Genomic DNA, 13522 nt, shown 5'->3' on the forward strand with positions numbered 1-13522 from the left:
TCTAACTTTTAAATTTCAAAAAGAAAAGAAAATAATATGAAAAAGAAAATTTACTTTATTCTCGCCTTAGCTCCGCTCATTTCATATGCGCAAATTGAGCAAAAAGATAGTATACATATCAAAAAAGATTCAATTAGTGATTTAGATGAAATTGTAGTTACGGGCACAATGAAAGCAGTAAAAAAATCAGACAGTCCGGTTCCGATAGAAATCTATACGCCAAAGTTTTTCCAAAAAAACCCAACCCCTTCTCTTTTTGATGCTGTCCAATTAATAAATGGTGTCCAGCCACAATTAAATTGCAATGTCTGCAATACCGGAGACATCCACATTAACGGAATGGAAGGACCCTATACGATGATTTTAATTGACGGCATGCCAATTGTTTCTTCCTTATCAACAGTTTATGGATTAAGCGGAATCCCTAATTCCTTAGTCGACCGCATAGAAGTTGTAAAAGGTCCGGCATCTTCTCTTTATGGTACAGAAGCAATGGGTGGAATAATCAATGTCATTACTAAATCTCCCAAATCTGCTCCAAAATTAGCTTTAGATGCTTTTACAACATCATGGTTGGAAACCAATCTTGATGGAGGCTATAAATACAAATTAGGACAAAAAGTGAACAGTTTATTTGGTTTCAATTATTTTAATTATAGCCATAAAAAAGATAAAAATAAAGACGGTTTCACAGATGTTACATTGCAAGATCGTATTACTCTTTTTAATAAATTCGCTTTCGAACGCAAAGAAAACAGAACGGCTTCTCTTGCTTTACGGTATTTATATGAAGACCGTTGGGGAGGTGAAACCAACTGGAAACGAAAATTACACAGAGGAAGTGAAGAAATCTATGCAGAAAGCATTATGACAAATCGTTTCGAAGCAATAGGGATGTATCAATTACCTGTTAAAGAAAAAATTATGACTCAATTTTCGTATAATTTCCATCAACAAAACTCTTTTTACGGACCAGAATCATACCAGGGAAAACAACAGGTTGTCTTTGCACAAGCTTATTGGGATAAGATAATAGGAAAACACAGTTTACTTTTAGGATCTTCTTTCAAATACACGTATTATGATGACGACACCAGAGGAACCGGAGAATATGACGGATCAGGAAAGCTCATTAAAAATAACCCGATGAATACGCCTATTCCCGGTATTTTCCTCCAAGATGAATGGTCTTTAAATGCAGTTAACAAACTTTTAATTGGTTACCGTTTCGACTATGACAAAACACACAAAGGAATACATTCTCCGAGAATTGCTTATAAATTCTCACCTTCTGCTCATCACACTCTAAGAGCTAGTTTTGGGACAGGCTTTCGTGTTGTAAATGTTTTCACTGAAGATCATCGTGCATTAACAGGTGCAAGACAAGTTGTTTTTGAAAATGAATTAAAACCTGAAAAATCTTATAACGGGAATATTAATTATGTTTTCAAATTACCCACCTCTTTTGCTGCATTAAATTTTGATTTAACAACATTTTACTCTTATTTCACTAACAAGATTATTGCTGATACGGACACAGATGAAACAAAAATACTTTACGATAATTTAGATGGACATGCCATTTCACAAGGTGTTTCATTAAACATAGATGCTACATTTGATTTTCCGTTAAAATTTATGCTTGGAGCTACTTATATGGATGTTTACAAAAAAGAAAACGACATAAAAGAAGTCCAATACCATGCTCCAAAATGGTCTGGTAATTTCTTGGCAAGTTATACTTTCAAGAAAGGTTTCACAGTTGATTTGACTGCAAATTACAATGACAAAATGAAGTTACCTAGAGTAGAAAACGACTATCGTCCGGCTTATTCAAAACCTACTTTTATTGCAAATCTTCAGTTAACTAAATCATTCAAAAACAATATTGAGTTATACGGAGGAGTTAAAAATATTTTCAATGTCTTGCCAAAAGGAGATGTCATTGCCCGTTGGTGGGATCCTTTTGGAGAACCAGGTAATGGTGTTACTCCGCCCAAAGGAAGAAACGATGTTATTTTTGAACCAAATGATTACAGTTACACGCCTATGCAGGGAACAAGAGGTTTTATTGGTATTCGATACAATTTACGATAATGAAAAACTGGTATTTAGCATTCTTTTTACTATCATTCAACGTTCACGCACAAATTTCGTTAGAAAAATTCAATTCGGTTTTTCAGGAAAAACCTAAACCCATTCTATTGTATTTCTCTACCTCATGGTGCAGCTATTGCATGATTCAAAAAAAACAAATCGAAAAAGATAAAAGTTTACTCCACATTTTAAATGAAAACATTTATTATTTGGAGTTGAATGCCGAATCAATCGAAAAAATTATGTTTTTAAATCAACAATATCATTTTGATTCAAAAAAGAAAAGGAACTCATTCCTAGAAGAATTTGTTTCATCAGAAGAACAGGTAAGTTATCCATATTGGGTTTTACTATCCAAAGACCTTAAAATAGAAATGACCTATTCCGGACTGATTAAAAATAAACCACTTAAATTACTATTGGAAAAGTATTTTCAAAAGCCCTAATTTTTAGATTTAAGAAAAGCCTCAAGAAATCTTGAGGCTTTTTAATCACAAAAATTACTCAAAAGCAATTATTGAAAGATTTGTATTCTCAATAATCTCTTTTTGTTTCAGTTTTTCTATGTCAATCACACCAACAATATGGTTATAATTTTTACTTTGGTAACGTTCTTCAATTTCCTCAAAAAAAGATGAAACATCATCAGCCTGGCTCTCAAACCCAATGTAAACACGTCGTTTTCCGGTTTCGTTGAACACGCCTTTTTTCTCGTTTTCATACTTTCTAATCGAATACTTGTAATCGTATTTCAACGCAGAAATATCACTCAAAACAGCTGAAGATGTAGGGAAACGTCCTGCTCCTTTTCCATATAGAAATTGTTCATCCGAAAGTGAACTGCCAATCAAAACTCCGTTATATTCATTGTTCACAAGTGCAATTGTTTTATTAAGTTCTACAAAAGTCGGCAAAACTGTAGAAGTTATTTCTCCTGTTTGATGATTAATTTTAGAATTTGCAATAAGTTTTATGGTATAATCCTTCTCCTTTGCATATTTAAAATCCTCCATCTTTAAAGACGTAATTCCCTTTCGAATAACATCTTGTACCTCAATCTTTTTCCCAAAAGCATGTAATGTAATAATTGCCAATTTACTTGCCGCATCGTAACCTTCTACATCTGCTGTTGGATCAACTTCTGCAAAACCATTTTCTTGTGCAGCCTTCAATGCATCTTGATACGATTCGTTTTCATTTGCCATCTTCGTTAAAATGTAATTTGTCGTTCCATTTACAATTCCAGAAACATAATTCAATAAATCATTATCAAAATACTCTTCTAAATTTCGTATAATTGGAACCGAACCACAAACAGACGCTTCATATAAAAAAGAAACCTTGTTCTGTTCTTGCAAATCCAACAACTCCTTGTGATGTGCTGCAATTAATTTTTTATTTGCACTCACAACATGTTTCCTCTTATTAAATGCCTTTTTAATAATATCATGAGCCGCATCCGCGTCAGAGATTAACTCTAACACCACATTTATTTCATCATCATTTAAGATATCATCTGCATTCGTCGAAAATAATGCAGAAGGAGCGTTTCTGGTTTTTGAAGAATCTTTGATGACTATTCTCTTAATTGTAGCATTCAGCTGAGGTTTTTCTTCTAAAACCTTATATATTCCTTCTCCAACAACTCCAAATCCGAATAAGCCGATATTTATTTTTTTCATGTATTTCTTTCTTTTTTATGAATTGATTTTATTAGAAAAAGTGAAGAAAAAAAATTGGTTCAATTGCAAATAAAAACAATTGAACCAATTTTAATAACGAATATTATTGAATGATTGGTTTTAACTAATTTTTATTCATCTTCCCTTAATCAGGATGGATTTAGCACCTTGATCAATGAATCAGGTTGCTAAAGTTTCTTTGGGCCATTTCCCTCCACTTTTCTTGATAAAATCTAAACTTTAATGAACTATTTCTGACAGCAAATTTAGATGAAATTATTTTACTTTTCCAAAATTTTTTACATCGAAACATTTATTATTTTCTATACAAATCGAAATAAAAGGTTTTTTTAAGAATATTATTCTATTTATTCGCATATTTAAAAAAAATATTCTTAAAAATTTAAATAAAAGAAAAAACAAATCATATTCTTTTTCTAAAAAAAAATCATAATTCTAAAATATATTCTAAAATACCATACATAAAAATAGTTTTAAAATATTATTTCCTACAATATTTATTTTAATAGAATTATTTTCTAAAATAATAAATTTTAAACATAAAATCATCTTTAAAGAATCCGCAATGATTAACTTATTTTATTTCATCTTTCTCAAACAATCTTTTTTATGCTTGTCATTTTTTTATTTTAAGCGAAATAGATAATTTTGCAGGTACCTTATGAAGAAAGATGGAGGGATTAGGCCCGTAGATATCTTGGCAACCCAAAGTAAAGTTGGGTGCTACATCCTACTCAAAACAGAGAAAGATAAGGAATTACTTCACCACTCTTCCCATAAGGTTTTTAAAAAAATTAGAATGAAATTAAACGATATACTAAAAAAACGTATTGTGATTTTAGACGGTGCAATGGGAACAATGATCCAAAAGCACAATTTACAGGAAGAACATTATCGCGGAGAACGATTCAAAGATTTTCATACTTCTTTAAAAGGAAATAACGATTTATTAGTTTTAACTCAACCTCATATTATCAAGGATATTCACCGCGAATATTTGGCAGCAGGAGCAGATTTAATTGAAACAAATACATTCAATGCCAATATTATCTCGATGATTGATTATGATATGGTTGATTTGGTTGATGAATTAAATGCCGAAGCTGTTCGTTTAGCCAAAGAAGCTTGCGAAGAATTTTCTACACCCGATAAACCTCGTTTTGTAGTCGGTTCATTAGGACCTACCAATAAAACAGCTTCGATTTCTCCTCAGGTAAACGATCCGAGTTACCGCGACATTGATTTTGATACACTGGCAAATGTTTATTACCGCCAAGCCAAAACCATGTTAGAAGCTGGCGCGGACATTTTATTAGTTGAAACGATTTTTGATACTCTTAATGCAAAAGCAGCATTTTTTGGAATTCAAGATGCAATTGACAAAACCGGAATTGATGTTCCGTTAATGGCTTCCGGAACTATAACAGATAAATCCGGGCGTACACTCTCAGGACAAACAACAGAGGCATTCCTTATATCATTAGAGCACATTGATTTACTTTCTGTTGGATTAAACTGTGCTTTAGGCGCAACAGATTTGATTCCTTATTTAGAAGTTTTAGCAGAAAAAGCTCCATTTTATGTAAGCGCTTATCCCAATGCCGGTTTACCAAATGCATTTGGAGGCTATGATGAAACACCGGAAATGATGCGTGATTTTGTGAAACCATTCTTAGAGAAAAAATTGGTTAATATTTTAGGAGGATGCTGCGGAACTACACCGGAACATATCAAACTAATGGCAGAATTAGCAAAAGATTACGAACCTCGAAAAATCAGCGAAGAATGCCAGGTATAAAAATTCAACTTTCCGGATTAGAACCTTTGATTGTACGTGAAAATTCGAATTTTGTAAACGTTGGCGAACGAACAAATGTCACAGGTTCCAAAAAATTCTTGCGATTAATCAAAGAAGAAAAATTTGAAGAAGCATTGCAGGTTGCACGTGATCAGGTAGATGGAGGTGCTCAGGTCATCGACATTAATATGGACGAAGGAATGATTGACGGCGTGGCTTCTATGGTAAAATATTTACGATTGATTGCTTCTGAACCTGATATTTCAAAAGTTCCGATCATGATCGATTCTTCAAAATGGGAAATTATTGAAGCAGGGTTAAAAAATGTACAAGGAAAAGCAATTGTCAACTCAATTTCGTTAAAAGAAGGGGAAGAATTATTCATTGAACATGCCAAGAAAATCAAACGCTATGGTGCGGCAACAGTTGTCATGGCATTTGATGAAAAAGGACAAGCAGACAATTATGAACGTCGCCTCGAAATCGTCAAACGTTCGTATGATATTTTGGTGAATCAAGTTAAATTTAATCCAAGAGATATTATTTTCGATGTCAATATTTTTCCTGTTGCCACAGGAATGGAAGAACATCGACGCAATGCGATTGATTTTTTCGACGCAACAAAATGGATCAAAGAAAACCTTCCCCATGCCTTAGTATCAGGCGGTGTTTCGAATGTTTCGTTTTCATTTCGTGGAAATAATGCCGTCCGTGAAGCCATGCATACTGCATTTCTGTATCACGCCATCAAACATGGAATGGATATGGGAATTGTAAATCCTGAAATGATTGAGATTTATGATGATATTCCAACCGATTTACTGGAACATGTTGAAGATGTTTTATTGGATAGACGAGATGATGCAACAGAACGATTAATCGATTTTGCTGAACACTTGAAAGGTGTTACAAAAGAGAAAAAGAAAGATGATTCCTGGCGCGAATTACCGTTAGAAAAACGCATAGAAATTGCCTTGGTTAAAGGAATTACAGAGTTTATCGATCAAGATACAGCTGAAGCGTTAGATAAAATCGGTTCACCTCTTCGTGTGATCGAAGGTCCATTAATGGACGGAATGAATGTTGTCGGTGATTTGTTTGGAAGTGGAAAAATGTTTTTGCCGCAAGTGGTGAAGTCGGCTCGCGTCATGAAAAAATCTGTCGCTTACCTTACTCCCTTTTTAGAAGAAGAAAAACTTAGAAATAAAACAGACAAAGAACCTTCAAAAATATTGATGGCTACTGTAAAAGGTGATGTTCACGACATTGGAAAAAATATTGTGTCAGTTGTTTTGAGCTGCAATGGTTTTGAGATCATAGATTTAGGTGTGATGGTTTCTTCAGAAACTATTTTAGAGGAAGCTCAGAAAAATAATGTGGATGTTATCGGACTTTCAGGATTAATTACACCATCATTGGACGAAATGGTTCATGTTGCCAAAGAAATGAAACGCCTTAACCTTGATATTCCATTGATGATTGGCGGAGCTACAACTTCCAAAGCACACACTGCAGTGAAAATTGCTCCTGAATATGATAAAGCAATTCATGTTTTAGATGCTTCCCGCTCAGTAACTGTGTGTACAAAATTGGTAGGTACACAACAAGATGAGTTATTTTCTGAAACAGTTACAGATTACACTAAAATTAGAGAAGGTTTTCTGAACCGTGCTGTAGCAAAAGAATATTTGACAATTGAAGAGGCGCGTAAAAATAAATTAAGCGTTAACTTCAACGAGCACAAACCTTTCAAGCCAGCTCAATTAGGTGTATTTACACACCAAGTGAGTATTACTGATTTGAAAGATTTTATCGATTGGACACCATTCTTTAAAACCTGGGATTTGCACGGAAAATTTCCCGCAATCTTGGATGATGAAATTGTCGGAACAAATGCAAAAGAATTGTATGTGGATGCCTTGGCGATGTTAAACAAAATTGAAGCAGAAAATCTAGCAAAGCCAAAAGCGGTTTATGGCTTATTTAAAGCCAATACAATAGATGACGATACAATAGAATTATTTGATGAACATGATCAGAAAATTGAAGAATTCTATACACTTCGCCAGCAAGCTAAAAAATCGAAAGGACAACCGAATATTTCAATTTCAGATTTTATTGCACCAAAAGATTCGGGTATCGAAGATTATATCGGCGCATTTGCTGTAACGGCAGGACAAGAAATTGAAGAAGTAGCAAAACAATACGAAACGAATTTAGACGATTATAATTCGATTATGGTAAAAGCACTTGCAGATCGTTTAGCAGAAGCGTATGCGGAATATTTGCATAAATACATCCGAACAGAAGTTTGGGGGTATGCAAAAGATGAAACGTTATCGAATGAAGAATTAATTTCTGAAAAATACAAAGGAATACGCCCTGCTCCCGGTTATCCGGCTTGTCCTGATCATTTAGAAAAAGAAACTATTTTCAAAATTTTAGATGTTGAAAAAAATGCCGGTATCGAGTTAACGAGTTCTTTGGCGATGTATCCTGTTTCATCGGTCTCCGGTTATTATTTCGGGAGTCCGGAAGCGAAATATTTTGGTGTAGGAAAAATTAAAATGGATCAGGTAGAAGACTTTGCTCAACGTAAGAATATCGAATTGGCAAAAGCTGAACGTTGGTTGAGTCCAAACTTGGCGTAAAAACTGCGTCAGGGATTGAAGTGAAAATCCTTTGATGAATAGCAAAGATTGCAGCGAAAAGCCCGCCCGAAGGGAACGCCCAAATGAAACATTAGCACTTAGACACTTACAACATAAATTATTACAGATTCGTCATACGAATTTTGCAACACGATTAAAAACAATGAAAGTAACACAACATATAGAACGCGCAAATGGAAAACCGTTGTTTTCTGTTGAAATTTTACCTCCTTTAAAAGGACAAGATGTAAATGCGACGTTCAAAACTTTGGATCCTTTAGTGGAATTAAATCCTGCTTTTATCGATGTCACCTATCATCGTCAAGAGTACATTTATAAACAGAAAGAAAATGGATTATTGAAACGTTACCAAGTGAGGAAGCGACCCGGAACAGTTGCCATTTGTGCAGCCATTCAGAATCATTATAAAGTTGATGCGATTCCGCATTTGATTTGTGGTGGTTTTACAAAAGAAGACACAGAGGATGCGTTGATCGATTTGAATTTCCTTGGAATAGATAATGTGTTGGTTCTGCGTGGAGACCCAATTAAATCGGAGAAATCATTTGTTCCTGAAATGGGCGGGCATGCACATGCATCTGACTTGATCGGACAAATTACTGGTTTAAATACCGGGAGTTATTTGGATGATGAACTGCAGGAATCGCACCCGATGGATTTTTGCATTGGTGTAGCCGGCTATCCGGAGAAACATTTCGAATCACCAAATCTTGCGATGGACCTGCATTATTTGAAAAAGAAAGTTGAATTGGGTGCAGATTATATTGTGACTCAAATGTTTTTTGACAATCAAAAATATTTTGACTTTGTGAATAAATGCCGCGAAATGGATATCCATATTCCGATTATTCCGGGAATAAAACCTTTGACAACATTCAGTCATTTGACTTCGATTCCGCAGAATTTTTATATTGATTTGCCGGAGCCTTTGTCGATGGAAGTTTTGAAAGCAAAAGATAAGGAAGCTGTGAAGCAAATCGGCCTTGAATGGAGCATTCATCAATGCAAAGAGTTAATTGAATTTGGCGTTCCCGGTTTACATTTTTATACCATGAGCAATTCTAATAATACCAAAACTGTAGCGGAAGCTATATTTTAAGAAAGAAACGAAATTATTATTCCTTTGCCATAATTTCTATTTTAAATGATAGATAAGTCTTACATTAAATAGTTTTTCTGAAAAATATGGTAATAAATATAAAAAACGCATCAAATGATGCGTTTTTTATAAAATATCTACACCTTATAAATATTCACTAAACAGTTGTTTTATTTCCAATAATTCTTCTTCTTTATCACTTCTAAACTCTTGAATATAATTTCTAATATCTTGAATATATTCTTCTCTACTTTTATTCGATCCAATGGATTCAACCGGATTATATTTTGACTTAAAAGAAGAATTACATTGCTTACATGCAATAGCTAAATTATCAAAACTATTATAGTCAAACCCTTCAATTTGAGAAGATTTGGGAATAATATGATCTACTTCCCATAATTTATAATTATCTGCTGATTCAAACATATCTTTATCACAATATTCGCATTTACATTTTGCACGTAAAGCAAGGTCAATTTGCTCAGAACTCCATCTATAAATTCTTATTAATAGTTCTTTCGTTTCTATATCCATAGATTGCAATATAGCATTAAGCAAATAGTTAATTTTACGTTTTCCCGTAAAATGCTTCTCCTATAATTTAATTTTAGATAACTATATACTTGAATGTACCAAATAAAAATAAATCAACTACTTTTTAAAGTTCTAGATGATAATTCTAAAATATCAAAAAAGTAATTTAATGACAATTCATTTAAATAATTATTATAATAATCATTCTGAATAGATACTAAGTAGTTAAGTAAGTCACCATCATTAAATTTTGATTTATAATTTAAGGAATATTCACGTGACATGTTATCAAAATTTAAAATTGTTAAATATTCTATATGATTAGCTTTTAAATATAAGCTATATGATAAGAGTAGTTGTGCTTCTATACTAATACCGAATTTAAAAACATCTAGAAAAATAGGTTTATTTAAGATATTGTACATCATTTCTTGAGCATCTTCTATAGAAGCTTCAAAATTTAATAACTTATAATAATATTCAGTTTCTTTAAATTTACAATATACTAGGAAAGAGAAAAATATAGGTACAATGTGATTATTACATTCCAATGTTTTAAATATAACTCTAGTATATGACATTATTTTTTCTTGCTCTCTTAGTGTCAAATTACCAATTAAGCCTTTCAAAATCTTTTTAAATTTTTCAATGTCATTATTAAACAAAGAATAATCCTGCCTTTTCTTTGAATTTAAGAAAGAATCAAAATCATAATAGTCATACAAATACTCAAAATAATTTTCAGTTTCTGGTTGTGGTATAGTATATTCTATATCTATAAATCTTTTTAAATATTGTTCAGTATCGATTTTTTCAGATCCATAAACTCCACAAATTGCATGTCTTAATTGTTCTTTATCAATAGATAATACAAAAATTATATTTGGTACATTAAAAAAATGCTTTACTTGTTCAAGTAAAGAAACAGAATAATTTGGTCTACATCTATCTAATTCATCAATAATAAAAATCAATGGTTGACCATTAAAATTATTTGCTACAAACTCTCCTAAATTTTTCCTAAAATCTTTGATAGATTCTTTCCTTTTAGCATATTCATTAACATCTGCTTCAAAAATTTCTGTTGCTGTTTTTGTTGACTCAGCTATTACATCAATTATAAGTTGAGAATCAATATATTTATTAAGTATACCTTTAGTGATTGCTGGTAATATATTCTTAGCTAATTTGGAAGCACTCTCTACAACTTTATTAAATGTTTTATCTGATTTGTTAATTATATTCAATTCACCTATCAGAGCTGTTAATGGATTATCTTCAAAATCATTTTCCCAAGCATTAAAATATATGGTATTATAATTTTTATTTTTAATTTTCTGTTCCCACATTTTAACAAATGTCGTTTTACCTGCACCCCATTTATTATTAATAGCTAAAACAAATCCATCTTTATAGTTTTCAACTAAACTAGTTAAAACATCAGCATACTTTTCTCGTTTTAATTTACAATTCTTAAATGGTTCATCTATATCAATAATTACTTCTTCATTCCTGATTTTCATATCTATAATATTAATTACAATAGTGTTTATTATTGAAACAAATTTAATTCTTTTTAATTATTATAAGACCAAAATCTATTTACAGTTTTCGCTATTAAAAACATAACAACTTGATATACAAACAACAAAAGCCAGCTAATTAGCTGGCTTTTTTGCAACTTGATAAAGTTGACTCTTAACGTTGAGCAATGTTGTTTCATTTCGAAAATTTTACAATATGGAAACAAATTTTCGTTACAACAGAAATTCAACTTTTACGAGAAGAAGAATTTCTTACAAAAATGAATCAACTTCAAAAAACATTAAAATTGAAAGTTTATCACTTAAAGAAAAGGCTAGAAATTTTTTTAACAATTCTATAGATTTCATGACTAAATCTGAAGGTGTAATAGCTTTTTTTATTTTTCTTATCAATGTACCTATCATTTCAACTTTAAAGAAAATACTAATGTTCATCCTATTTAGTATTAATTGAAAATTGTAATTAATTAAACCAACTTCAAGTTTGTAACATGCTGATTTCAAGCAGTAAAATATTTTTTTGAATAAGCTTAAAATTTATTTTGCTGCATTGTTCAGCCTCACCATTATTTAATAAATTTAATAAAACAATAATGCTAAATAGTTTAAAATCAAAAGATAATAAAGCGTTTTCTTCTTTAATTCAAATGGTAGAAGTTCTTGATACAGAAGAAAAATGTAGAAAGTATTTAGAAAAATTACGATGGAATGATGAACCTGTTTGCCCACATTGTGGAAGTGTAAACAAAAATCATTATAAATTAAATTTTAAAGGTGTTCATAAAGGGTTGTATAAATGTAAAGATTGTAGAAATCGATTCACTGTTACTGTTGGGACTATGTTTGAAGGCTCTCATATTAAATTAAAAAAGTGGTTTATGGCTATTTATCTATTTTCTGCTCATAAAAAAGGTATAAGTAGTTCACAATTACATAGAGATTTAGGAGTAACTCAAAAAACTGCATGGTTCATGTTAAGTAGAATTAGATATTCATTTAGAGCAAAAACTATGATGAAATTTAATGATGTTACACAAGTTGATGAAACATTTATAGGAGGTAAAAACATGAAAAAGCCAAAGGAACGTAGAGTTAAAAATACTCAAGGTAGAAGCACCAAAACAAAGACCGTTGTTTTTGGTTTATTAAGTAATGGCATTGTTACTACCGAAATTATTCCAAATACAAAAGGTAAAACTTTGAAAGCTGTTATTAAAGATATGGTAAAAGAAGGTTCAATAATTGTATCAGATGGTTGGGTAGGTTATTCTGGATTAAGTAAAGATTATATACATAAAAGAATTCCGCATAATAAAGGTCAATTTGTAGAAGGAGAATTTCATACAAATGCAATTGAAGGTTTCTGGAGTCTTTTAAAACGAGGTATCTTAGGTATTTATCATTCTACAAGTCCTAAACATTTACAAAAGTATTGTGATGAGTTTTCATATAGATATAATACGAGAAATCTTAGTGATGGAGATAGATTTAATATTGCATTACTTAATGCAACTGATAGGCTAACTTACGATGAACTGATAGCTTAGAGTTTCGATGTTGTTATATTTCTTATAAAGAAAATCAATATGTCGAAAATCAAATCACTTCTTACAAGATTAAAAATATCATTAATAAAAAAATTTATTGTTGCTAAATACTATATTATTAATTTTTTAGGTAGCTTTATACCTAACATAAAAAATATGCAATATACAGAAGAAGATATTTTGAAAAGATTTGGCAATATAATTATTCATTTTATTAACCAACATCAAGATTTTAAAATTAAAGAACATCATTTACCTCAAATTCAGTATTTTGATTACAAATCTAAATCATGTAGTATTTGTTACTTAATTGAATATGAAACTAAAGACCATAAAATTATTGATTTTGAATTGTATATTAAGTCATCGTCTGAAAATACTTCATTTTTACTAAATGACAAAAGTAAAGAAGATGAAATTCTTGATTTATACTATGAACTTCATGATATTCCAGAGAAAGATTTATTTTCAGAAAATATGAGGTTAGTAAAAAGTACAAAAAACGAACTTACATAGTAAGTTCGT

Annotated in this window: 10 protein-coding genes and 2 riboswitches; of the genes, 7 read left to right on the plus strand and 3 right to left on the minus strand. The window is 31.3% G+C overall.

Translation table 11 applies throughout. From position 1 onward, the window contains the following. The first annotated feature begins 36 nt into the window (after nucleotides 1-36). Together H277_RS0102945 and H277_RS0102950 are read left to right on the plus strand one after the other, a co-directional pair. The gene (locus H277_RS0102945) at nucleotides 37-2097 is read left to right on the plus strand and encodes a TonB-dependent receptor plug domain-containing protein (protein ID WP_019974083.1); all 2061 of its coding nucleotides are present in this window, start codon (nucleotides 37-39) and stop codon (nucleotides 2095-2097) included. Beyond that, the gene (locus H277_RS0102950; RefSeq protein ID WP_019974084.1) at nucleotides 2097-2543 is read left to right on the plus strand and encodes a thioredoxin fold domain-containing protein; all 447 of its coding nucleotides are present in this window, start codon (nucleotides 2097-2099) and stop codon (nucleotides 2541-2543) included. The genes H277_RS0102945 and H277_RS0102950 overlap by 1 nt, the downstream gene beginning before the upstream one ends. Nucleotides 2544-2597: 54 nt before the next feature. On the opposite strand, the gene H277_RS0102955 is transcribed toward H277_RS0102950, so the two are convergent. Then, a complete protein-coding gene (locus H277_RS0102955) occupies nucleotides 2598-3779 on the minus strand; it encodes a homoserine dehydrogenase (protein WP_019974085.1) in 1182 nt (393 codons plus the stop codon). 132 nt (nucleotides 3780-3911) lie between these two features. Further along, a riboswitch (SAM riboswitch) is annotated at nucleotides 3912-4012 on the minus strand. A 444-nt stretch (nucleotides 4013-4456) separates the two neighbouring features. Further along, nucleotides 4457-4556, plus strand: a riboswitch (SAM riboswitch). Between the two features lie 43 nt (nucleotides 4557-4599). Here H277_RS0102955 and H277_RS0102960 point away from each other — a divergent pair. The 3 genes from H277_RS0102960 to metF all read left to right on the plus strand — a co-directional run bounded on the left by H277_RS0102960 (nucleotide 4600) and on the right by metF (nucleotide 9369). Beyond that, entirely contained in the window at nucleotides 4600-5598 is a 999-nt protein-coding gene (locus H277_RS0102960) for a homocysteine S-methyltransferase family protein (RefSeq protein WP_033422499.1), read from the plus strand. Then, a complete protein-coding gene (gene metH, locus H277_RS18515; RefSeq protein WP_019974087.1) occupies nucleotides 5586-8249 on the plus strand; it encodes a methionine synthase in 2664 nt (887 codons plus the stop codon). The genes H277_RS0102960 and metH overlap by 13 nt, the downstream gene beginning before the upstream one ends. Before the next feature lie 163 nt (nucleotides 8250-8412). After that, entirely contained in the window at nucleotides 8413-9369 is a 957-nt protein-coding gene (gene metF / locus H277_RS0102970) for a methylenetetrahydrofolate reductase [NAD(P)H] (RefSeq protein WP_019974088.1), read from the plus strand. Between the two features lie 144 nt (nucleotides 9370-9513). Here the strand turns inward: metF and H277_RS18520 are convergent, their stop codons facing one another. Together H277_RS18520 and H277_RS0102980 are read right to left on the minus strand one after the other, a co-directional pair. Then, the gene (locus H277_RS18520) at nucleotides 9514-9906 is read right to left on the minus strand and encodes an HNH endonuclease (RefSeq protein ID WP_019974089.1); all 393 of its coding nucleotides are present in this window, start codon (nucleotides 9904-9906) and stop codon (nucleotides 9514-9516) included. Between the two features lie 113 nt (nucleotides 9907-10019). After that, nucleotides 10020-11429: a KAP family P-loop NTPase fold protein gene (locus H277_RS0102980; RefSeq protein WP_019974090.1), complete on the minus strand. Its 1410-nt coding sequence runs from the start codon at nucleotides 11427-11429 to the stop codon at nucleotides 10020-10022. A 614-nt stretch (nucleotides 11430-12043) separates the two neighbouring features. On the opposite strand from H277_RS0102980, the gene H277_RS0102990 reads away from it, so the two are divergent. Together H277_RS0102990 and H277_RS0102995 are read left to right on the plus strand one after the other, a co-directional pair. Further along, nucleotides 12044-12997, plus strand: a complete 954-nt coding sequence (locus H277_RS0102990; RefSeq protein WP_019974092.1) for an IS1595 family transposase — start codon at nucleotides 12044-12046, stop codon at nucleotides 12995-12997. A 39-nt stretch (nucleotides 12998-13036) separates the two neighbouring features. Beyond that, nucleotides 13037-13513, plus strand: a complete 477-nt coding sequence (locus H277_RS0102995) for a hypothetical protein (RefSeq protein ID WP_146810322.1) — start codon at nucleotides 13037-13039, stop codon at nucleotides 13511-13513. Nucleotides 13514-13522 lie beyond the last annotated feature (9 nt).

It is taken from the genome of Empedobacter brevis NBRC 14943 = ATCC 43319 (assembly GCF_000382425.1).
Lineage (GTDB): Bacteria > Bacteroidota > Bacteroidia > Flavobacteriales > Weeksellaceae > Empedobacter > Empedobacter brevis.